The sequence below is a fragment of the Microbispora sp. NPDC088329 genome, from assembly GCF_040685655.1.
GTDB lineage: Bacteria > Actinomycetota > Actinomycetes > Streptosporangiales > Streptosporangiaceae > Microbispora.
This window is the reverse complement of record NZ_JBFBIP010000020.1, coordinates 38,976-60,401: the sequence shown is the minus strand read 5'-3', so window position 1 is coordinate 60,401 and position 21,426 is coordinate 38,976. Positions and strand designations below refer to the sequence as shown.

The following is a 21,426-nucleotide window of genomic DNA, read 5'->3' as shown; positions in this document are numbered from 1 at the left end:
TCGGTGACGAAGGGCTGGTGATTCGACATCGCCCGCACGCCTCTCAGTGGGGAAGCACGTGTGTCAGCGTTGGTACATGTCCATGAAGAGAACGAACGTATACGCCGATCCTGAGGACCTTGCTCTCATCAAGGAGGCCGCGAAGCGCCGGGGCATTCTCGAGGCGGAGATCATCCGCGAGGGCATCCACTTGGCTGCGACGGCGAACCGCGTGTGGGGCGAACCGCTCGACTGGCCGACCTTCGAGGGAAGCGGCGAGCCGGTCGCCAACGATGAGATCACTTCGGCGGTGACCAAGGGAGTTGCCGGCGGGCGATCGTCATCGCGGACACCTCCGGGATCATCGCCGCTTCTGACAAAAACGCGGCCGAGAGTGCCGATTGTCAAAGCATTCTCCGCGAGGCCGGGACCGTAGTCATCTAGCCGGCTGGTGTCTCGGGTTCGCGGGTCGCCTGCCTTCCGGCGCGGCGGCTTGCCGGGCCGGCGCCACAGCGCCTCGCACGGCGAGGCGGCGCCGAGAAGCATGATCAGGCGGGGGTGACGGACGCCAACCGGCCGGCCAGTCTCTGGAGAGTGGCGGCGATCTGGATGTTGGTCTGGTAGTCGTCGCCCATGCGGACGATCACCGTCCGGGTGGACGGGGAGACCACCATGATCTGACCGTGTGCGCCCATCGCGGCGAGGTCGCGTCCGCCGTCGCCGCGGGGGAGGATCCACCATCCGTTGCGGTATCCGACGCCGATGCCGGCGAAGGTGGTCACGGGGGCACGATTGGCCGGGTCGAGGCTGCGATCCAGGAACGCCGGGGGCGCTACCCGGCGTCCGGCGACCCGGCCCCCGTCGAGCACGAGCTGACCGACCCGGGCGAGGTCGCGGGCCGTCACCACGAGACCGCTCTCGTGGTAGGGGAATCCGTGGTCGTCGAGGCACCATTCGGCGGGATGCTCCGCGCCCATGTCGTTCCACAGGCGTTGCAGTGGTCGCCCCGTGAGCAGGGTGCCGGTCAGGCGCCGGTACGCCAAACCGACGAGGTTGGGCGCGTAGTCGTTGTAGGTGAACGGCCCCGGCGGGCTCACGATCTCCGGCCGCCGGACGACGGTCCTGGCCAGGTCGGTCGCGTAGTAGACCGACGGATAGTCCCGGTTGAGCCAGGGAAACGAGATGTCGTCGGAGAAGGCGATGCCCGAGCGCATGTCGATCAGGTCGGCCAGCGTGATGGCGGCGAACCGGGGGTCCCTGGCGCCCAGTTCGGGAACGGCCCGGGTGACGGGCATGTCGAGACCGCCGATCGTGCCGTCCGCGACGGCCCGTGACACGAGCAGCGAGATCACCGTCTTGGACACCGAGAACGCGGCGGCCGGGCGATCGGGCGCCCCTCCGTTGCCGTACCACTCGCACGTCAGCCGGCCGTCGTGGACGACCACGATGCTCTGCGCGTTCTCGGTGGGCAGCGACCGGCGGATCGGGCAGTCGCCGGTCGTCCGCCACGGCCGGGGCGTCGTGGCCGGCGACACCGAGCTGTGCCGTTTCCACTGGACGTCGGTGATGCTCGAGTCCTGACGCACCAGCACCCGCAGCGCGTACGCGGCGTCGCCATCGGCCATGATCAGCAGGAAGACCACGACGAACGCGACGGCGGACAGCGGGAGAACCCAGCCGGTGTGCCGCGGCACACGGCGGAAGTACGGTCGCACAGCGTAAGTATATGCCATATACATTCACTTCTCGGAGGTGCCCGGTGCCACGCCCGAAGACGATCGACCGCACGGCGGTCCTGGCCGCCGCGCTCGACGTCGCCGACGCCGACGGCGTGCCGGCCGTGAGCATGCACTCGATCGCCAAGCGGCTGGCGGTGACGCCGATGGCGCTCTACCGGCACGTCGCGAACAAGGCCGATCTGCTGGACGGCATCGTCGAGCTGCTGATGGCCGACATCATGGAGGGCGTGTCCGCGCCGGGGCCGGCGGCCGGGGGTGACGCCTGGCCGGACGCGCTCGTCCACATCGCCGGCCGTGCACGGGCGGTGGCGTCGCGGCATCCGGCGGCCTTCAGCCTGCTGCTGAGCAGGCCGGCGGCCTCCGCGGCCGCACGCGAGGTCCGCGCGCACATCCACGACCTGCTCCGGCAGGCGGGCGTCGGCGGCGAGCACGTCGAACGGCTCGAACGCATCGTCACCACCAGCGTGCTCGGCATGGCGGCCGGGCAGGCGTCGCAGCGGTTCGCCCACCACCCGCCCGGAGTGCTCGACGAGGACGTCCGCGCCCTGGCCACGTTCATCACGGCCGGCATCGAGCCCTTCCGCACCCCGTAGGCCCGCGGCCCCCTCCGTGATCCCGTCAGCCCGGCGGACCCGCGATCCCGTGAGCGCCCGCGGCCTCAGACGCCCTGGGGGAGGCGGAACAGCCTGCCGGGGTCGTACGCCGCCTTGACCTGGGCCAGCCGTGCGGCGTTGGCACCGTAGTACTGCTGCCGCCAGTTCTTGAGGTCCGGGTCGACGTAGTTCACGTACGCGTGGTCGCCGAAGTGCGGCCGCATGGCGGCGTGGGCGGCGCGGGTCCAGGCGGCGGCAGCGGAGAAGTGGGCGTAGTACTGCACGCTGAACAACGCCTTACGGTGCGGGAAGGCGGTGGCGTCGGGGCGGACCCTGGCGACGGCGCCGCCGAGCGCGTCGAGCAGCACCGAGTGCCGGCCCGGGGCGGCGACCTGGGCGAGCAGCGCCTTGATCCCGGCGGACGTCAGCGGGGTGTAGGCGAAGTGCGACTTGGCCGAGAACGAGTCGCGGACGAGTTTTCCGCTCGCGTTCTGGCCGGGGAGCGTGCCGGGCCGGTGGCACTGCGCCACCGACATCGACGCGCAGCCCGCCTCGACCATCATCGCGTGGTCGTACGCGGAGACCGCGACATAGCGGGTCGAAGGGCCGGAGCCGACACGGTCGACGAGCTTCTGCAGCAGGTTCTCGCACGCCGTCTTGCCGCCGATGTACAGTCCGCCGACCATCACGTTCAAGCCCGGGTCGTGGTTGAGGTGGCAGTTGGACCACAGCGCGTCGGGCGCGGAGGGCGCCCACGCCTGCCAGGCCTTCAGCACGGCCGCCGCCTTCGACCAGGGCCAGTGCAGGAAGAACAGGGTCACCGACCGCGTCCGATGGGTGCGGAACGTGAACGACGTCGCCACGCCGAAGTTGCCGCCGCCGCCTCCGCGGGAGGCCCAGTAGAGGTCCGGGTGCGAGCTCGGCGAGCAGGTCAGCGTCTTCCCGTCCGCCGTGACGACCTTCAGCGATTCCAGCACGTCGCAGGTCAGGCCGTACTGCCGCGACACCACGCCGATGCCGCCGCCCAGCGTGAGCCCGGCGACGCCGACCGACGGGCAGGAGCCCGCCGGGATGCTGACGCCGTGCGCGGCCAGCTTGGCGTACACGTCGACGAGGCGGGCGCCGGCGCCGACCGTGGCGTGGCCGCCCGAGTAGGACACGCCGCTCATCGGCGACACGTCGATGACGAGACCGCTGCCCGTGGACCAGCCCGCGTAGCTGTGGCCGCCCGACCGGGAGGTCACCGGCACGCCGTACCGGCGGGCGAACGCCAGGCACTCCGACACGTCCGCGGTCGTCGTGCAGTAGGCCACCCCGGCCGGTCGTGCGGAGTCGAAGGCCGAGTTGAAGACCCGGCGCGCGTTGTCGTACGACGCGTCGCCGGGCCGGATCAGCTTTCCGTCCAGCCCCCGGCCGAGCGCGGACCAGTCGGCGGGACGGGGACCGGCCGCGAAAGCCGCGGACACCGGGCCGGAAACGACGGCGGCACCGGCCAGCGCCGAAACGCGAAGGAAACTCCGTCTGTCGATCATGGTCGTACTCCCGAGGTGGTGATCTACCTCGTTGAGACGCACATTGATCCGGTCTGGTTGGTTACAGTGCCATCACTTCCGGTGCAGGAGCCTCCCGGCATGTTCGCCGCCGTCAAGGACGGCTCCGTCTCCTCCGGGTGTTCGCGCCCCTGCCCGGCCCGCGTCCGCGACCCGGGGCGGGAACGGCGGACGCGGCGGAGGGGAGCGCCGGAGCGAACGTGCCCTCCCTGCGGACGCTGTGCCAGCGCAGCCGCGCCCCCAGGACCGCGGTGGCCACGGACTGGATGACGACCAGATACATCAGCTGCCGGTAGACGAGCTGCTGCAGCGGCAGCACCCACAGCGCCGAGGCCCGTTCGGCGTCCAGGCGCAACGCGTACCACCCGGTGAGCGCCTGCACCGCGACGAAGCCGGCCCACACCGCTACCACGGGAAGGGGGTCGCCGACGAGCAGCCCGTAGAGGGCCATGACGTCGACGACGGGGGCCAGCAGCGGCAGGATCACCTGGAACAGCGTGAGATATCCGAGGCACCTCCGGCCGAACGGGCGGCGCTCCAGGACCGCGCCGCGATGCTTCCAGATCGCCTGCAGCGTGCCGTAGCACCACCGGTACCGCTGCCGCCACAGCTGTCCGAGCGAGGCGGGCGCCTCGGTCCACGCGCGGGCCCGCTCCTCGTAGACCACCCGCCAGCCCCTGCGGCAGATCGCCATCGTGAGATCGGTGTCCTCGGCGAGGGTGTCCGCGCTGACGCCGCCGGCCGAGGCCACCGCCTCGCGGCGGAACGCGCCGATCGCCCCCGGCACCGTCGCCATGCAGCCGAGCAGGTCGAACGCGCGGCGGTCCAGGTTGAACCCGACGACGTACTCGACGTGCTGCCAGCGCCCGATCAGCCCGCGCCGGTTACCGACCTTGGTGTTGCCGCTGACCGCGCCGACCGTCCGGTCGGCGAGCGGCCGTACGAGGTGGCCGATGGTCGAAGGTTCGAAGACGGTGTCGCCGTCCACCATGACGAGGACGTCGTGGGCGGCGTGGGCGATCCCGGTGGTGAGCGCGGCGGGTTTACCCGCGTTCGGCTGCCGGACCACCCGGACCCCGGGCAGCTCGAGCGAGGCGGCGATCGGTCCCGTCTCGTCGGTCGAGCCGTCGTCCACGACGACCACCTCGACCGTACCGGGGTAGTCGGTCCCGACCAGGGACCGCACCGTCGCCTCGATGCCCGCCGCCTCGTTGTAGGCGGGAACGATCACCGAGACCGGTGGCGGGGCCGCCCAGCCGGGAACGCCGGCGGTCGCGGGTCTCCGGCGTGCCCTGCGGGCGTGCGCCCACGCCAGCGCGACGAAGAGGACCAGCCGGAGCAGGGTGAGCACACCGGCCGCGGCGAGGAACCAGCCGAGCACCCGGACGAAGGCGAAGGAGGCGCGCTGGGCGAACCCCAGGACCGTGCCGAGGACGCGCTCGCCGGCGGCGGCGGGAGTGTGCGCGGTGGGGAGTCCGACGGCGTCGGTGAGCGTGGTCGCGGCGTACCCCTTCTTCTCCAGCCGGGTGAGCAGCCGGTCGACGGCGGCCAGCGTCCGGGTGCGGTCGCCCCCCGCGTCGTGGAACATGATCACTGCGCCCTCCCCCCCGGCCGTGCGTGCGAGGGACGCGAGGACCATCTCGTCCACGGGCGGACGGCTCCAGTCCTGGGTGTCCACGTCGGTGAACGTCACGAGGTATCCCTCGTCGCCGAGCAGCCGCATCGTGGCGAGCTGCCCGAACCCCGCCGCTCCCGGCGTTGAGGAGTACGGCATGCGGGCGAGGCGGGTGTGGATCCCGGCCGCCGCGGCCAGCGTCTTCTGCGTCAGGGACATCTCCAGCCGAGCCCGCCAGGCCGGTACGGCGGCGAGGTCGGCGTGGGTGTAGGTGTGGTCGCCGATCTCGTGCCCTTCGGCGACCAGGCGGCGGGTGAGCCCGGGATGCTCGGCGACGTGGGCTCCCAGCACGAAGAAGGTCGCCTTCGCGTGGTGCTCGCGGAGCAGGTCGAGCAGCCGGGGAGTCCAGCGCGGATCGGGGCCGTCGTCGAAGGTGAGCGCCACCCTGCGGGACCCCGGCCGCGCGCTGAGCGGCCGGGATCCCGAGACGTTGACCAGAGGGCCGCCGGAGCGGATCCGTTCCAGCTCCACCGAGTCGCCGAAGTCCCCCGGGGGTGGCTGAGTCTCCCCGACGACGTTGTGCGCGTACGCGTTGAGCAGCAGGGCTCCGGTCATGAGCAGCGCGGCGATCGCGACGAGGAACCAGTGTCCGCGCGGCTCGGCGAGCCCGCGCTCGGTGACCCTGCGCTCGGCCGGCTTCCGTTCGGGGGTTCTGCGCTCGGCGGTTCTGCGTTCGGCGGTTCTGCGTTCGGCGGTTCTGCGTTCGGGGGTTCTGCGTTCGGCAGGTCTGTGCGCGACGACCCTGCGCCGGGGCCTCATCGACGCCTCATTGAGGAGCCGCGGGCGTCTGCCCGGGCTGTTGCGGAAGCGTCTGCACGGTGCTGGGCTCCGGCGCGGGGGTCCGCGTCGCCTCTCCGGCGGGCGCGGTGGTCGCCGGGCTGCCAGGGCTCCCCGGGTTCGCAGGGCTCTTCGGACTTTCCGGGCTTGTCGCCGCCGGAGACGGCGCGGACGTGGACCGGCCGGAGGAGGAGATCCGCACGTCCGGCTCCGGGCCCGCCGAAGGCGTCGCGCTCGTCCTGACGGAAGGAGAGGGGGAGGGCGCCCTGTTCGGCAGACCGCGAGTGGAGGTCGCCCGCGTCACCCGAGTCGCCGTCGCGCGCGGCGTGCCGCTCGCCCGGAGAACACGCCGGCGCTCGGACCCGCGGGACGGAGCGGGTGAGCCGGCAGGAGAGCGTTCCACGCTCTGCCGCCCCTGCGCGTCGAGCCACCCCATCGGGGGCAGCTCGGGTCCGGCCAGCGCCCCGCTCACCAGCGTGAGCGTCAGCGCGAGGACAACGATGGCCCCGCCGACCGCGGCGGCTGTCAAGATCTTGGCCCGGCGCCCGCTCTGGTCCACGAAGACGGCCGTACGCCCCGGGCGATGATCATCCACGACGCATGATCGTACGCGAATCGAAAGCAACTTCGATAAGTTCGAACCGTTTTGTAATCCGGAAGTCCGGACTTTCCTCATCCGCCGCGCTGCGCGCGATGCTGTCCCGCACTGACCTGACCCGAGGTGTTTGGTGGCTCGATGCTTTCCGGGGGCATCCCTTGGTGAAGGGGATCTCGACGACAGGGCCTTATTATGCCCTGTGATACATATGGCTCCTGTGCCATAATGGCAGTGTGGACATCGATTGGCCGGCTGACTTCGGATCCTGGCTGGATCGGCTCGAGGAGAAGGCTCGGGGTGGGGATCCGCGGTCGAAGCTGATTCTGATCTTCGCGGCGCGAGCGCTGGATCAGTTGCGTCGGCTCACCGAGCCGCCGGCTGCCGAGTCGGAAACCGCCACTCTTCGCTGGGTGCGGCAGTCCCGCCGCTACCTGCTCTGGCGGGTCTCTCACGCTTATCACCCGGAGGTGGCCGTACGGTTGATTTGCTGGTTTCCGCCCGGTAGCGGAAAGGTGGTCGTCGCGCTGTTCGCTGCAGGTAAGGCTCGTTTGGGAGATCTGTTCTACAACAGCGTCGCCGCCCGCGCCGATCCCCTGATCGACCAGTGGATACGGGAGACGTCCTACGAGGAGAAGCCATGACCGAGTCTCAGCCGGAGGCGTTCGTACGCGGCAATGACCACCTGGACCGAATCCTCTCCGACCCGGACATCGCCGCCGGCGTCGCGGAGACGCACCGGGCCGCCGAAGAGATGGACCGCACCTATGCCATGAACCTTGCGATGATCCGTAAGGCCGGCCAGATGACGCAGGTGGAGGTGGCCAAGAAGCTGGGTGTGGGACAGGGTGTGGTGTCCAGGCTCGAGAATCGTGGCGACATGTTGCTGTCCACGCTGTTCGACTATCTAATGGCGACAGGTGCGGAGAGCGCCAGCATCGTGGTCACCGTGCGGGGGCGGCGGGTAGAGCTGGACTTGAGCCAGCTCCGGCACCCGCACACTCAGCCTGAGCAGCGGTCGGCCTGAGGGCGGGAGGCGCCCGCATGAGCCCCCTCGACGGGGGTGGGGCTGGTTAAATGGGGCACTTGAATGGGCCGCTCAATGGGCCGCGACCGACCCCTGGTTAGTGGGCACGAATGAAGTTGACGTTTGTGCCGTTATGGGGTGGTATCGGGTGCGGTGGTGCCGGGCTTTCGATCAATGGGGATCGGAAGGGACGCGCCCATCGTGGAGGAGTGGCGCATGCCTGCGACGCCGTACGGCCGGGCCGGGTCCGGGGACGTCCTGCCCCCGCCCCGCAGCTTCGGCGAGGAGGGCGGGCGTCTGTCCTACGGCGGCTATCTGCGCCTGCCGGAGCTGCTCGCCCAGCAGGAGCAGCGGTCCGGAGCCAGCGACGAGCTGCTGTTCATCACCGTCCACCAGGTCTACGAGCTGTGGTTCAAGCTCCTCCTGCACGAGCTGGAGCGGATCAGGGACGCGATGATCGAGGGCGCGCTCTGGCGCGCGAGGCACCTGTTCCGCCGGGTCCACGCGGTGGAGAAGGTCCTGGTCGACCAGGTCCAGGTGCTGGAGACCATGACGCCGCAGGACTTCCTGGAGTTCCGGTCGGTCCTCGCCCCCGCGAGCGGTTTCCAGTCGGTGCAGTTCCGTGAGCTCGAGTTCCTCTCGGGCGTCAAGGACCCGGCGTACCTCGCCCGGCTGCGGGACGCGAGCGACGCGGAACTCGCCCGGCTGCGGCGGCGGCTGGAGGAACCCACGCTGTGGGATGCTTACCTCACCGCTCTCTCCCGGCGCGGCCTGCCGGTCTCCGACGAGCAGCTCATGGAATCCCTGCTTGCCGTGGCCCGGGACCGGGGATCGTACGACGATCTGTGGGACCTGGCCGAAGATCTCCTCACGCACGACGAGACGACCGCCCTCTGGCGGATGAGACACGTGCAGATGGTGGAGCGCCAGATCGGCACGAAATCCGGTACGGGAGGCTCGTCCGGGGCACCGTACTTGAGGGGGAGGACGCGCTTGCACTTCTTTCCCCTGCTCTGGGAACTCCGGGCCTGGCTTTGAATCCTCACAAGGGAGTGAGTAGCGACATGCCGCTCGAAATGGCGCTAGATCGGCAGGAATCGGATGAAGCTTTGGATGAGCTTCTCCGCACCGCCGCCGAGAGGTGCGCGCACGCGCCGGGAGCGCTGCAGGTGGAGGGCGAGGACCCCCTGGCCTTCCTGAGGCGGTACTACCGCAACGTCCCGCCGGAGGACCTGGCCCACCGCGACCCGGTGGACGTGTACGGTCCCGCGATGGCCCACCGCCACCTCGCCCAGCACCGGCCGCAGGGACGCGCACTGGTCCGCGCCTACACCCCCACCCTTGAGGAGTGCGGCTGGGACCCGGGCCGCACGGTGGTCCAGATCGTCACCGACGACATGCCGTTCCTGGTCGACTCGGTGACGACCGAGCTGGACCGGCACGAGATCGGCACCCATCTGATCGTCCACCCGCAGATGCGGGTGTGCCGGGACATGACCGGCGAGCTGCTCGGCCCCGACCAGGAGAACGTGACCGGGCAGGTCATCCGCGAGTCGTGGATGCACATCGAGATCGACCGGCAGGCCGACCCCGCCGTGCTCAAGGAGCTGGAAAACGACCTCCAGCGGGTGCTGCTCGACGTGCGCTGCGCGGTCGAGGACTTCGCCAAGATGCGGGCGCTGGCCGTGCAGACCGCCGAGGACCTGGCGGTCAACCCGCCGCCGCTCGACCCCGCGCAGGTCGAGGACGGCATGGAGCTGCTGCGCTGGCTGGCCGACGGCCACTTCACGTTCCTCGGCTATCGCGAGTACCGGCTGGAGGACACCGACGGCGGCGCCGTGCTACGCGGCCTGCCCGGCACCGGGCTCGGCATCCTGCGGGCCGACAAGGCCGGATCGGCCAGCTTCGCGGCCCTGCCGCCGAAGGTCCGCGCGAAGGCGCGGGAGAAACAGCTGCTGATCGTCACCAAGGCCAACAGCCGTGCCACCGTCTACAAGCCCCACTATCTCGACTACGTCGGGATCAAGGTGTTCTCGCCCGAGGGCGAGGTGATCGGCGAGCGGCGGTTCCTCGGGCTGTTCACCCACGTGGCGTACAACGAGTCGATCTCCCGCATCCCGGTCCTGCGGCGCAAGCTGGCCGCGATGCTGGAGCGGGCCGGGCTGTCGCCCGACAGCCACGACGGCAAGGATCTGATGGAGATCCTGGAGACCTACCCGCGCACCGAGCTCTTCCAGATCTCCGTGGACGAGCTGCTGCCGATCGCCCTCGGTGTGCTGCGGCTGCGCGAGCGCAAGCAGGTCAAGCTGTTCCTGCGCCGCGACGACTACGGCCGCTACATCTCCTGCCTGATCTTCCTGCCGCGCGACCGCTACACCACCAAGGTCCGCCTGCACATGCAGCGGATCCTGATGAAGGCGCTCGGCGGCACCTCGCTCGACTACAGCACGATGATCGGTGAGTCGGCGCTGGCCCGGCTGTACGTCGTGATCCGCGGCGAGCGGGGCACACCGATCGGCGAGACGCCGGTCGACGTCGAGGAGCTGGAGGCGCGGCTGGCCGCCACCACCCGCACGTGGGAGGACGACCTCGCCGCCGCGATCGGCGAGCTGTGCCCGGAGGAGGACGCCCCCCGGCTGCTACGCCGCTACGGCGTCGCCTTCCCCGAGGGCTACAAGGCCGACTTCCCCGCGCGTACGGCCGTCGCCGACCTCAAGCGGCTGGAGGCGCTCGGCGAGGACCCGAACGCCATCGGCATGAACCTCTACGAGCCGTACGGCGCGGCCGAGGGGGAGCGGCGGTTCAAGCTCTACCGGCTGGGCGCGCCGATCTCGCTGTCCCGGGTGCTCCCGCTGCTCACGCGGATGGGCGTCGAGGTGGTGGACGAGCGGCCGTACGAGATCGACCGCGACCACAACCCCGACACCCGGGACGCCTGGATCTACGACTTCGGCCTGCGGTACACCCCGTCGGAGGAGGTGCACCGCGACGAGTTCAAGCGACTGTTCCAGGACGCGTTCGGCGTGCTGTGGCGCGGCGAGGTGGAAAACGACGGCTTCAACGCGCTCGTGCTGGCCGGCGGGCTCACGTGGGAGCAGGCCGAGATCCTCCGGGCGTACGCCAAGTATCTGCGGCAGGCCGGCACCACGTTCAGCCAGTCGTACATCGAGAAGGTGCTGCGGGGCAACGTGCGGCTGGCCCGGCTGCTGGTGCGGCTGTTCGAGGCCAGGCTCGACCCGCGGCGGCCCGACGACGGCAGGCCGGAGGTCTGCGACGCGCTGACCGAGGAGATCCTCGCCTCGCTTGACGAGGTCGCCTCGCTCGACGAGGACCGCATCCTGCGGGCCTACCTGGAGATGATCCAGGCGACGCTGCGCACTAACGTCTTCCAGGCCGCCCGCTCAGGAAAGGACACGGTGGGCGGGCGCGACGCCGGGGCCGCGGGCAGCCAGTTCGTCACCGGCAGGCGCAAGCCGTACATCTCCCTGAAGGTCGACCCGCAGGCGATCAGCGTGCTGCCGCGGCCCAAGCCGAAGTACGAGATCTTCGTGTACTCGCCCCGCGTCGAGGGCGTGCACCTGCGTTTCGGCAAGGTCGCCCGAGGCGGCCTGCGCTGGTCGGACCGCATGGAGGACTTCCGCACGGAGATCCTCGGCCTGGTCAAGGCGCAGATGGTGAAGAACACGGTCATCGTGCCGACCGGCTCGAAGGGCGGCTTCGTCGTCAAACAGCCCCCCGCGGGCGGGCGCGACGAGATGATGGCCGAGGGCGTCACCTGCTACCGCCAGTTCATCTCCGGCCTGCTCGACCTGACCGACAACCTGGTCGCGGGGCAGGTCGTGCCGCCGTCCGACGTCGTGCGGCACGACGGCGACGACACCTACCTCGTGGTGGCCGCCGACAAGGGCACCGCGACGTTCTCCGACATCGCCAACGCGGTGGCCAAGGAGTACGGCTACTGGCTCGGCGACGCCTTCGCCTCCGGCGGGTCGGTGGGCTACGACCACAAGGCCATGGGCATCACCGCCAGGGGCGCCTGGGAATCGGTGAAGTACCACTTCCGCACGCTCGGCGTGAACGTGCAGACCACCGACTTCACCGTGGCCGGCGTGGGCGACATGTCCGGTGACGTGTTCGGCAACGGCATGCTCCTGTCGGAGCACATCCGGCTCGTGGCGGCCTTCGACCATCGGCACGTGTTCGTCGACCCCGACCCCGACGCCGCGCGGAGCTTCGCCGAGCGGCGGCGGCTGTTCGAGCTGCCCAGAAGCTCCTGGGACGACTACGACCGGTCGCTCATCTCGGCCGGCGGCGGCGTGTGGCCGCGCACCGCCAAGTCCATCCCCGTCTCGCCGCAGACGCGCGCCGCGCTCGGCCTGCCGCACGGCGTCACCGCGCTCGCCCCCAACGACCTGATCAGCGCGATCCTGCGGGCCCCCGTCGACCTGCTGTGGAACGGCGGCATCGGCACGTACGTCAAGGCGTCGTCGGAGACCCACGCCGATGTGGGCGACAAGGCCAACGACGCGCTGCGGATCAACGCGGCCGACCTGCGCTGCAAGGTCGTGGGCGAGGGCGGCAACCTCGGCTTCACCCAGCGGGCGAGGATCGAGTTCGCGCTGAACGGCGGGCTGATCAACACCGACTTCATCGACAACTCGGCCGGTGTGGACACCTCCGACCACGAGGTGAACATCAAGATCCTGCTCGACCAGGTCGTCCGCGACGGCGACATGACCGACAAGCAGCGCAACCAGCTCTTCCTCGACATGACCGACGAGGTGGGCAGGCTGGTGCTGGAGGACAACTACGCCCAGAACGTCGTGCTCGCGGCGGCCCGCGCCCAGGCGCCGGAGATGCTGCACATCCACTCCCGCTACCTGCGGAAGCTGGAACGCGCCGGGCTGGTCGACCGGGAGCTGGAGTTCCTGCCGTCGGACAAGGTCCTCGCGGAGCGGCGCCAGGCCGGGCTCGGGCTCACCAACCCCGAGTTCGCGGTGCTGCTCGCCTACACCAAGCTCGTGGTGGACGCGGAGCTGCTGCAGTCGGACATCCCCGACGACCCGTCGCTGGCGTCCTGGCTGGTGTCGTATTTCCCCTCGGCGCTGCGCGACCGCTTCCGGGCGTACATGGACTCCCACCCGCTGCGGCGGGAGATCATCACGACCCGGATCGTGAACGACCTGGTGAACTTCGGCGGCACGAGCCTCGTCTACCGGTTCGGCGAGGAGACCGGCGCCTCGACGCCCGACATCGTGCGGGCCTACCTGGTGACGCGGGAGGTCTTCGACCTGACGTCGTTCGTGCGCCAGGTCGAGGAGCTGGACAACGAGGTCGACACCGCGACCCAGCTCGCGATGCTGCTGGAGGGCCGCAAGCTGTCCGAGCGCGGCACCCGCTGGCTGCTCGGCAACCGCCGCCCCCCGCTCGACCTCGCCTCCACGGCCCGCTACTTCATCGACGGCGCCGGCGGCCTGCTGCCCCACCTGCCCAAGTTGCTGACCGGGCCCGACCTCATGGCGTACGAGGAGCGCAGGGACTCCTTCGTGGCCAGGGGAGTGCCCGGTGAGCTGGCCGAGCGCGTCGCGGCGATGGTCCCGGCCTACTCCACGTTCGACCTCGTGGAGATCGCGGCGTACACGGGCCGGCCGGTGAGCGAGGTGGCCGAGGTCTACTTCGACCTGGCCGACCGGCTCCAGCTCGCCCGGCTGCGGGAGCGGGTGATCGCGCTGCCGCGCGACAGCCGGTGGAACTCGATGGCCAGGGCCGCGCTGCGGGACGATCTGTACGCCGCCCACGCGACCCTGACCAGGGACGTGCTGATCCACAGCCGGCCGGGTCTGTCGCCGGAGGAGCGGCTGGCGAGCTGGACGGAGGCCAACCAGGCCGCCGTGACGCGGTCGCGGCAGACGCTGTCGGAGATCTGGGAGAGCGACACCTTCGACCTGGCGACGCTGTCGGTCGCGCTGCGCGCGGTGCGGACGCTGGTGTCCACCAGCAACCTCCCCCACGCGGAGGAGTGACGGCGCCCGCCGATCAGCGGTTGGAACCGCCGGTGACGATGCCTTCGTAGCCGACGATGTGCGCGGGCGCGGTGGACGCCTTGGGCGGCACCGCGCTCACGTACTGCTGGGTCTCGACGATCTGCCGCTTCTGCCGGATGAACAGGTCCTTGGTGGAGCTCAGCAGCCACCGCGCCGCCGCGGGGACCGTCACCGGACGCCCCTCGCCGCACTTGAGGCCCTGCGGGCTCGGGGTCCACGAGGACGTGCGGACCAGCGTGTACAGCATCATCGCGCCGCCGTCGCTCGTGCGCAGCGCGAAGATCGGGTAGTTGGGGGCCGAGGCGAAGATCGACTCGTAGTTCATGCAGTCGGCGGCCTTCGCCGTCTCCTTGGTCTCGCTGATCTCGTCGTAGAAGCCCGTCGTCTGCGGGCCTGGGGCGATCAGCCCGGAGGCGTAGCCCTTGGGGCCCTCCTCGGCGACGGTGGCGTGCAGCGGGCCCATCAGGTTGGGGCTGATGACCACCGAGGCGTCGCGCGACTCCAGCGCCGTGGCGTACCCCTCCGCGTCGAGGGCGACCGAGGGCGGCTTCTCGCCGGGGTAGAGCAGGGACGCGAAGCTGTTGCGCCACGGCCCGTCCCGGCCCTGCCGTACGAACGTGAACACGGCGGTGCGGACCTCGCCGGCCGCGTCGCGCCGCCGCGCCGTTGCGGCGAACCAGACGGCCGAGCGGCCGCTCTGCCGGGGCACGAGCACCGTACGGCGATCCCATGTGTAGCGGGCGGGCCTGCCGTCGCGGGAGTGGATCTCCGCGATCGTGATGGGCCGCTGGCCGTCCTGGGTGAGCAGGAGCGCCCACCGCCCGGCCCCCGCCTGCCTGAGCACGTCGTCGGTGTCCAGGAACGCGTCGAGCGCCCGGGAGGCCTCCTCCAGCGTCACCGGCGGCGCGCTGGGCGACGGCGACGGGCTCTCGGCGGGACTCGGCAGGGCGGAGGTGGCCGCCGCCGGGCTGGCCGGCGGCTGGACGGGCTCCCCGCCCGAGCAGGCGACGGCCGTACCGGCGAGGAGGGCAAGGGCCAGCGCGTTCCGAACGACCCCGTTCACCCCAGCCTCCCCTTGCAATCGATCCACATCGTACCGAGGCGTGCTGCCTGACAGGGTCTCCGATTCGCGTACCCTTTACAGACGTGGCAGTCATCGATCCAGCCGAAGAGATCAACGAGCTTAGCGGCACGCTGAAAGGCATTCAGGACGTGCTCGACGTCGACGCCCTGCGCAAGCAGATCGCCGAGTTGGAGGAGCAGACTGCCGCGCCGGACCTGTGGAACGACCCCGAGCAGGCCCAGCGCGTCACCAGCCGGCTCTCCCACCTGCAGGCCGAGGTCAACCGGGTCGACGGCCTGAGCCGCCGCCTTGAGGACCTGCCGGTCCTGTTCGAGCTGGCGTCCGAGGAGGGCGACGAGGACGCGCTGGCCGAGGCGGACAGGGAGCTCGCCGCGCTGAGGTCCGAGGTCGGCGCGCTGGAGGTCCGCACGCTCCTGTCGGGCGAGTACGACGCCCGCGAGGCCCTGGTGACCATCAACGCGCAGGCGGGCGGCGTCGACGCGGCCGACTGGGCCCAGATGCTGCTGCGCATGTACCTGCGGTGGGCCGAGCGCAAGGGCTACCCGGCGGAGGTCTACGAGACCTCCTACGCCGAGGAGGCCGGCATCAAGTCGGCCACCTTCACGGTCAAGGCCCCCTACGCGTACGGCACGCTCAGGGGCGAGCACGGCACCCACCGCCTGGTGCGGATCAGCCCGTTCGACAACCAGGGCCGTCGGCAGACCTCGTTCGCGGGCGTGGACGTGGTGCCCGTGGTCGAGCAGACCGACCACATCGACATCAACGAGGACGACCTGCGGATCGACGTCTACCGGTCGTCCGGCCCGGGCGGCCAGGGCGTCAACACGACCGACTCGGCCGTGCGGATCACCCACCTTCCGACCGGGATCGTGGTCTCCTGCCAGAACGAGCGGTCGCAGCTGCAGAACCGCGCGACGGCGATGGCCGTCCTCCAGGCCAAGCTGCTGGAGCGCAAGCGCCAGGAGGAGGCCGCGGCGATGAACGAGCTGCGCGGCGAGACGACGACGTCATGGGGCACGCAGATCCGCAACTACGTGCTGCACCCCTACCAGATCGTCAAGGACCTGCGTACGGGCGTGGAGGCGGGCAACCCCTCCGCGGTGCTGGACGGCGACCTCGACGAGTTCATCGAGGGCGAGATCCGCTGGACGCGCCGCCAGGAGGCCGGCGACGCCCAGTAGGCGGCCCCGGCTGGAGAGCGCCGCGGGAAGGAAAGTGCTCAGTAACCGCTGACGTGGGCGAGCGCGGTCAGCGCCACGACCAGTAGCACGACCAGCGCGATGACCAGGGGCGACAGCCCCATGAACCCGTGGTGGTGAACCTTGGCGCGGCCCTCGCGGCAGACCGGGCAGCGCCCCTCCACCACGGGCCCCGCGCACGCGGCGCAGATCAGATGTTCGCAGCTCATAGCAGCTTTACCGCCCCATCGCCCAAGGGCTAATCGTTTTGTTTCCGTTATGGACGTTCCATGCCAGTGTTACCCCTAGACTGGCCTACGGCCAAACGGAACGTCGATCCAGAGCAAAGTGACCGGCGACCCCCGGACCGGCCGTCCCACCCCCTAGACTGGCTAGCCGTGATGCGCCCGTGATCCATTTCGATAATGTCACCAAGGTCTACGCGAACCAAAACCGGCCCGCCCTCGACCACGTGAGCGTGGACGTCGACAAGGGCGAGTTCGTGTTCCTGGTCGGACCGTCAGGCTCGGGGAAGTCCACCTTCCTCCGCCTGGTCCTGAAGGAGGAGCGACCCAACAGCGGCTCCATCCACGTGGCCGGCAAGGACCTGTCGAAGCTGTCCAACTTCAAGGTGCCGCACCTGCGCCGCCGCATCGGCTGCGTGTTCCAGGACTTCCGGCTGCTGCCGAACAAGAACGTCTACGAGAACGTTGCGTTCGCCCTGGAAGTCATCGGCAAGCCGCGCCGCTTCATCCGCAAGGTCGTGCCCGAGGTCATCGAGCTCGTCGGCCTGGAGGGCAAGGCGCACCGGATGCCGGAAGAACTGTCCGGTGGCGAGCAGCAGCGGGTCGCCATGGCCCGCGCGTTCGTCAACCGGCCGATGATCCTGCTCGCCGACGAGCCCACCGGGAACATCGACCCCGCCACGAGCATCGGCATCATGAAGGTGCTCGACCGAATCAACAGGACCGGCACGACCGTCCTCATGGCGACGCACGACGCCGCGATCGTCGACTCCATGCGCAAGCGCGTGGTCGAGCTCGAGGACGGCAAGATCGTCCGCGACCAGTCGCGCGGCGTGTACGGCCAGGCGTATTAGGAGTAACAGGGACCATGCGGGCCAACTTCATCTTCTCCGAGGTCTGGATCGGCCTTCGCCGCAACCTCACGATGACCATCGCGGTGGTCGTGACCGTTGCCGTCGGCATGGCGCTGCTCGGCGTCGGAATGATGATCAACTCCCAGGTCTCGAAGCTCACGGGCTACTGGACCGACAAGGTCGAGGTGTCGGTCTACCTGTGCGTCAAGAACTCCTCCTTCGCCGCCTGTAAGAACAAGGCGGGCCTCACCCAGGAGGAGAAGGCCAACCTGGAGCAGACGATCAAGGGGCTCCCCGAGGTCGAGCGGGTGGAGTTCGAAACCCAGGCCGAGGCCTACAAGAAGTGGCAGCAGCAGGAGAACAACCAGACCCTGCTGGCGGTGACCAAGGTCGAGGACATGCCGGAGTCGTACCGGATCAAGCTGAAGGATCCGGACAAGGCGGCGGCCGTCACGAGCAGCCTGAAGGGCCAGCCGGGCGTCGCGAATGTGATCAACGAGCGCGACCTGCTCGACTCGGTCTTCGGCTTCATGGACAAGCTGCGTTACATGGCGCTCGGCATCGCCGCCCTCATGTTGATCGCGGCCACCCTGCTGATCGGCAACACGGTGCGTCTGTCGGCGTACAACCGCCGCAGGGAGACCGGCATCATGCGGCTGGTCGGCGCGTCCAACATCTACATCCAGCTTCCGTTCGTGATGGAGGGGCTGATCGCCGGTCTCATCGGCGGCGTCCTGGCCGGCGTGATCCTGATCATCGTCAAGATCGCCATCTTCGAGTCGATCCAGACCTACATGGCGGCGCCCCTCGGCTGGGACACGGTCGCCGGCGTGATCACTCTCACCATGGCCATCGGCGTGCTGATCTGTGTGCTCGCCTCGTTCGTCACCCTGCGCCGCTACCTGCGGGTCTGATCCCGCACCGGCCGCGCACCTCGTTTCCGCCCTTCGTGGCGACGGTAGGCTCCCCTTATGCCACGTGAGACCGGGCGCAAGCTGATCGCCCAGAACAAGCGTGCCAGGCACGACTTCTTCATCGAGGACACCTACGAGGCCGGGCTCGTCCTGACCGGCACCGAGGTCAAGTCCCTGCGGGCGGGAAAGGCCAACCTGACCGACGGTTACGCGTCGATCGAGGGCGGCGAGGTCTGGCTGATCAACGTGTACATCCCGGAGTACAGCCAGGGCACCTGGACCAACCACGCCGCCCGGCGCACGCGCAAGCTGCTGCTGAACCGCAAGGAGATCGGCAAGCTCGACGCGACGCTCAAGGAGAAGGGCCTCACGCTGATCCCGCTGTCGATGTATTTCAAGGACGGCCGGGCGAAGATCGAAATCGGCATCGCCCGGGGTAAGAAGGACTACGACAAGCGGCAGACGTTGATGGAGAAGCAGGCCAACCGCGAGATGGCCCGGGCCATGTCGAACGCGGTCCGCCGCCGGGGGGGCCGTTAGGCCGTGTTCCGTACTCTGTCCGTCCGGGCGAGAGCCGTACGTGCCGTGCTCGCGCTGGGGCTGACCGCGCCGTTGCTGACCGGCTGCTTCGAGGAGCCGTCGCCGCACGAGGCGGTGCGCGACTTCCTCGTCGGCTGGCAGACGGGGGACTACGCGGCCGCCGCACGCCGCGCCGACGGCGACCAGGCGGCGGTGCGCAAGGCGCTGGAGGACGCCCGCCTGCAACTGGACGCCGCCTCGATCCGTTTCTCCCTGCGGGGGATCAGCCAGGACGACGACGCCGCGCAGGCGAGTTATCACGCCGAGGTGGACCTCGGTGAGAACAACCCCCTCTGGCGGTACGACGGCAACCTGCCCCTGCACCTGGTGGGCGGCCAGTGGAAGGTGCGGTGGTCGCCGAGCGTCATCCACCCCGACCTGCACCCCGGGCAGCGGCTCGCGGTCGCCACCGTCCCCAAGGGCCGCAAGCCCATCCTCGACCGCAACGGCAGCGCGCTGCAGGACGAGACCGTCCTGCACGTCGCCGGGGTCGTCCCCGCGAAGGTCAAGGACCCGGGCGGGCTCTGCGATCAGCTGTCGAAGGTCACCGGCTTCGCCCAGGACCGCCTGCTGAGCCGCATCCTGTCGTCGCCCCCGCAGGACTTCGTCCCCCTCGCGACGTTCGGGCGGACGAAGTTCGCCCAGATCAAGGCCAAGCTGGAGGCCATCCAGGGCCTGGAGTTCCAGATCGACAACCCGCCGGTCGCCCCCAAGTCGCCCACGCAGATCGTCGGTGTGGTCACGGCCATCACCCCGGAGGCGGAGCAGCGGCTCGGCGGGCCGCAGCGGGCCGGCGACACGCTCGGCCGGGACGGCCTGCAGAAGGCCTACCAGGACCAGCTCACCGGCTCGACCGAGACCCGGGTCGTCATCCTCGACAACACGACCGGGCAGCTGGTCAAGGAGCTCAAGGCGTGGCCGGGACGGGAGAACTCGTCGGTCCAGACCACGATCGACAGCCGGTTGCAGAGAGCGGGGGACACCGCGGTGGCGGGGCCCCGCCCGGCCGCGCTCGTCGCGGTGCAGGCCTCCACCGGTGAGCTGCTGGCCGTCTCCGCCAACCAGCTGCACCAGGAGAAGGACGCACTGGCCGGCAGATTCGCGGCCGGCACCGCCTTCTCGGTCGTCGCCGCGCAGGGACTGCTCCAGTCGGGTCTGGACCCCAAGCAGAAGGTGCCGTGCAGCGCCGATCGCACCGTGGGCGGTGCCCGCTTCCAGCAGCCCGGCGTCAACGGCGTGACGACGCCCACCTTCCAGACCGACTTCGCCCAGGGTTGCGTGACCGCCCTGGCGTCGCTGGCCCGGCGGATCAGTGGGCAGCGGCTGTCCGCCAGCGCGTCCCAGTTCGGCATCGGCGGCGACTGGAAGCTGCCGCTGAAGACCTTCAGCGGGTCGATCCCGGCCCCCGACGGGGACGCCGCGATCGCCAAGATTCTCGCCGGACAGGGCGCCCGCGTGAGTCCGCTGGCGATGGCCCTCGTCGCCGCGGCCGTCAAGTCGGGCACGTGGCGGCCGCCGGTGCTGGTGACCTCGCCCGCCACCCCCGATCCGGCGGCCGAGGAGGGCACCATGCCGGTCGCCCCCCAGCCCGTGACCCTCGATCCCGCGATCACCGCGAAGCTGCGTACGCTCATGCGGGCCGGTGTGGCCTCCGGCGCGGCCTCCGCCGCCTCCGCCCCCGGCGACCCCGTGTACGGCGTGGCCGCCGAGGTCACCCAGACGGAGAAGAAGGAGCGCACCAGGCTCTCGTGGTTCGTGGGCTGGCAGGGGGACGTCGCTGTCGCCGTGCTGGCGCAGAGCGGCGACGTGTCGGCCGCTTCGGCCATCGCCGGGAGCTTCTTCCGCGACGCCCAGCCGCAGACGTGAAAAATGCTCGGAGGCGAGCAACCATCGGGGCGGCGACCGGCGTCTTTCTAGGTGACTGGGACCCGCTTGGGGGGTTGCGGGCCCAGTCGCCGTGATGAGGACAGGGCTCCATCTCGGGGGGAGCCCTGCTCGTCTGGACCGGCTCGACCCTGCCGGTCGGCCCCCGGGACGCGCGCCAGAGGCCGCGTTCCCGGGGGCTTCGGCGTCTCCCCGGCCCCGGGGCACCGGGGGGGAAGGAATTCGAGTCGCGTCGCAGGTGTTGTCACGAGTAAGCTTGTGACGCCAGGCCTTCGGGGCTGGGTTGACAACTGAACAGGGGGGTGACCGGTTTCGACTTCGGCATTGCAAGTCAGGGGAAGCGGGTCGGGGACTGCGGACATAACCCCGTCAACACTGTGACCGCAAACAAATAAGTGCCAATAACAAGAGCACTGAGGTGAGCCAGGCTTCCCTGGCTCTCGCCGCCTAAGCAGCGAGAAACCTCTGTCAGCCCGGGAGTGCCTTCGGCCCGGAACTGACATCGCTAGAAGGCTCAACCGTCCGGCCCGGTCACGGGGCCGTACGGGAAATCAAACAGTGACTGAGCCCGTCGGCGACTCGCCTGTGAGATCGCCGGGGCCGAGAAAATCGCAACAGGCTGCACCCGGAGAAGCCCTGTCTTGGTGTTGAAGGACGCGGGTTCGATTCCCGCCACCTCCACCGGTAGCGAAGCAGCCCGTCGGCCATG

Annotated in this window: 17 protein-coding genes and 1 other RNA gene; 13 read left to right on the top strand and 5 right to left on the bottom strand. The window is 70.0% G+C overall.

The genetic code is table 11. From position 1 onward, the window contains the following. The first annotated feature begins 76 nt into the window (after positions 1–76). A complete protein-coding gene (locus AB0O28_RS30210; protein ID WP_363645946.1) occupies positions 77–415 on the top strand; it encodes a CopG family transcriptional regulator in 339 nt (112 codons plus the stop codon). A 112-nt stretch (positions 416–527) separates the two neighbouring features. On the opposite strand, the gene AB0O28_RS30205 is transcribed toward AB0O28_RS30210, so the two are convergent. Then, on the bottom strand, positions 528–1,694 hold the full coding sequence (locus AB0O28_RS30205) for a serine hydrolase (RefSeq protein WP_363645945.1): 1,167 nt from the start codon (positions 1,692–1,694) through the stop codon (positions 528–530). Between the two features lie 44 nt (positions 1,695–1,738). Here AB0O28_RS30205 and AB0O28_RS30200 point away from each other — a divergent pair, with 44 nt between their 5' ends. Then, entirely contained in the window at positions 1,739–2,311 is a 573-nt protein-coding gene (locus tag AB0O28_RS30200; RefSeq protein ID WP_363645944.1) for a TetR/AcrR family transcriptional regulator, read from the top strand. Between the two features lie 65 nt (positions 2,312–2,376). Here AB0O28_RS30200 and AB0O28_RS30195 read toward each other — a convergent pair whose 3' ends face one another. Then, positions 2,377–3,843 carry an FAD-binding oxidoreductase gene (locus AB0O28_RS30195; RefSeq protein ID WP_363645943.1) on the bottom strand — a complete coding sequence of 489 codons (1,467 nt, stop codon included), beginning with the start codon at positions 3,841–3,843 and terminating at the stop codon, positions 2,377–2,379. A gap of 112 nt (positions 3,844–3,955) precedes the next feature. Further along, positions 3,956–6,295, bottom strand: coding sequence for a bifunctional polysaccharide deacetylase/glycosyltransferase family 2 protein (locus tag AB0O28_RS30190; RefSeq protein WP_363645942.1), 2,340 nt, complete (start codon positions 6,293–6,295; stop codon positions 3,956–3,958). A gap of 59 nt (positions 6,296–6,354) precedes the next feature. Here AB0O28_RS30190 and AB0O28_RS30185 point away from each other — a divergent pair, with 59 nt between their 5' ends. The 5 genes from AB0O28_RS30185 (at position 6,355) to AB0O28_RS30165 (ending at position 13,958) form a co-directional block, all read left to right on the top strand. Continuing rightward, on the top strand, positions 6,355–6,900 hold the full coding sequence (locus AB0O28_RS30185; protein ID WP_363645941.1) for a hypothetical protein: 546 nt from the start codon (positions 6,355–6,357) through the stop codon (positions 6,898–6,900). Positions 6,901–7,144: 244 nt separating this feature from the next. Beyond that, on the top strand, positions 7,145–7,552 hold the full coding sequence (locus AB0O28_RS30180) for a hypothetical protein (RefSeq protein WP_363645940.1): 408 nt from the start codon (positions 7,145–7,147) through the stop codon (positions 7,550–7,552). After that, positions 7,549–7,935 carry a helix-turn-helix domain-containing protein gene (locus AB0O28_RS30175; RefSeq protein WP_363645939.1) on the top strand — a complete coding sequence of 129 codons (387 nt, stop codon included), beginning with the start codon at positions 7,549–7,551 and terminating at the stop codon, positions 7,933–7,935. Before AB0O28_RS30180 ends, AB0O28_RS30175 begins: the two co-directional genes overlap by 4 nt. Before the next feature lie 216 nt (positions 7,936–8,151). Next, the gene (locus AB0O28_RS30170) at positions 8,152–8,973 is read left to right on the top strand and encodes a tryptophan 2,3-dioxygenase family protein (protein ID WP_363645938.1); all 822 of its coding nucleotides are present in this window, start codon (positions 8,152–8,154) and stop codon (positions 8,971–8,973) included. Between the two features lie 26 nt (positions 8,974–8,999). Then, positions 9,000–13,958 carry an NAD-glutamate dehydrogenase gene (locus tag AB0O28_RS30165; RefSeq protein ID WP_363645937.1) on the top strand — a complete coding sequence of 1,653 codons (4,959 nt, stop codon included), beginning with the start codon at positions 9,000–9,002 and terminating at the stop codon, positions 13,956–13,958. Positions 13,959–13,971: 13 nt separating this feature from the next. On the opposite strand, the gene AB0O28_RS30160 is transcribed toward AB0O28_RS30165, so the two are convergent. Continuing rightward, positions 13,972–15,042, bottom strand: coding sequence for a hypothetical protein (locus AB0O28_RS30160; RefSeq protein WP_363645936.1), 1,071 nt, complete (start codon positions 15,040–15,042; stop codon positions 13,972–13,974). Between the two features lie 83 nt (positions 15,043–15,125). Here AB0O28_RS30160 and prfB point away from each other — a divergent pair, with 83 nt between their 5' ends. Further along, positions 15,126–16,244 carry a peptide chain release factor 2 gene (prfB, locus tag AB0O28_RS30155; protein WP_363645935.1) on the top strand — a complete coding sequence of 373 codons (1,119 nt, stop codon included), beginning with the start codon at positions 15,126–15,128 and terminating at the stop codon, positions 16,242–16,244. A gap of 38 nt (positions 16,245–16,282) precedes the next feature. Here prfB and AB0O28_RS30150 read toward each other — a convergent pair whose 3' ends face one another. Continuing rightward, positions 16,283–16,471 carry a hypothetical protein gene (locus AB0O28_RS30150; RefSeq protein WP_363645934.1) on the bottom strand — a complete coding sequence of 63 codons (189 nt, stop codon included), beginning with the start codon at positions 16,469–16,471 and terminating at the stop codon, positions 16,283–16,285. Between the two features lie 179 nt (positions 16,472–16,650). Here AB0O28_RS30150 and ftsE point away from each other — a divergent pair, with 179 nt between their 5' ends. The 5 genes from ftsE (at position 16,651) to ssrA (ending at position 21,401) form a co-directional block, all read left to right on the top strand. Further along, positions 16,651–17,340 (top strand): cell division ATP-binding protein FtsE, encoded by a 690-nt coding sequence (gene ftsE / locus AB0O28_RS30145; RefSeq protein WP_079315626.1) that lies wholly within the window; start codon positions 16,651–16,653, stop codon positions 17,338–17,340. 14 nt (positions 17,341–17,354) lie between these two features. Continuing rightward, a complete protein-coding gene (gene ftsX, locus AB0O28_RS30140; protein ID WP_363645933.1) occupies positions 17,355–18,254 on the top strand; it encodes a permease-like cell division protein FtsX in 900 nt (299 codons plus the stop codon). A 57-nt stretch (positions 18,255–18,311) separates the two neighbouring features. Continuing rightward, positions 18,312–18,794: an SsrA-binding protein SmpB gene (smpB, locus tag AB0O28_RS30135; RefSeq protein WP_363645932.1), complete on the top strand. Its 483-nt coding sequence runs from the start codon at positions 18,312–18,314 to the stop codon at positions 18,792–18,794. 3 nt (positions 18,795–18,797) lie between these two features. After that, on the top strand, positions 18,798–20,699 hold the full coding sequence (locus tag AB0O28_RS30130; RefSeq protein WP_363645931.1) for a penicillin-binding transpeptidase domain-containing protein: 1,902 nt from the start codon (positions 18,798–18,800) through the stop codon (positions 20,697–20,699). A 316-nt stretch (positions 20,700–21,015) separates the two neighbouring features. After that, positions 21,016–21,401, top strand: a transfer-messenger RNA (tmRNA) gene (gene ssrA / locus AB0O28_RS30125). The last annotated feature ends 25 nt before the right edge of the window (positions 21,402–21,426 follow it).

Coding starts and splice junctions, on each gene's coding strand:
- AB0O28_RS30210 (WP_363645946.1), top strand. CDS start 77: ATGTCCATGAAGAGAACGAACGTATACGCCGATCCTGAGGACCTTGCT.
- AB0O28_RS30195 (WP_363645943.1), bottom strand. CDS start 3,843: ATGATCGACAGACGGAGTTTCCTTCGCGTTTCGGCGCTGGCCGGTGCC.
- AB0O28_RS30190 (WP_363645942.1), bottom strand. CDS start 6,295: ATGAGGCCCCGGCGCAGGGTCGTCGCGCACAGACCTGCCGAACGCAGA.
- AB0O28_RS30175 (WP_363645939.1), top strand. CDS start 7,549: ATGACCGAGTCTCAGCCGGAGGCGTTCGTACGCGGCAATGACCACCTG.
- AB0O28_RS30170 (WP_363645938.1), top strand. CDS start 8,152: ATGCCTGCGACGCCGTACGGCCGGGCCGGGTCCGGGGACGTCCTGCCC.
- AB0O28_RS30165 (WP_363645937.1), top strand. CDS start 9,000: ATGCCGCTCGAAATGGCGCTAGATCGGCAGGAATCGGATGAAGCTTTG.
- AB0O28_RS30150 (WP_363645934.1), bottom strand. CDS start 16,471: ATGAGCTGCGAACATCTGATCTGCGCCGCGTGCGCGGGGCCCGTGGTG.
- ftsX (WP_363645933.1), top strand. CDS start 17,355: ATGCGGGCCAACTTCATCTTCTCCGAGGTCTGGATCGGCCTTCGCCGC.
- smpB (WP_363645932.1), top strand. CDS start 18,312: ATGCCACGTGAGACCGGGCGCAAGCTGATCGCCCAGAACAAGCGTGCC.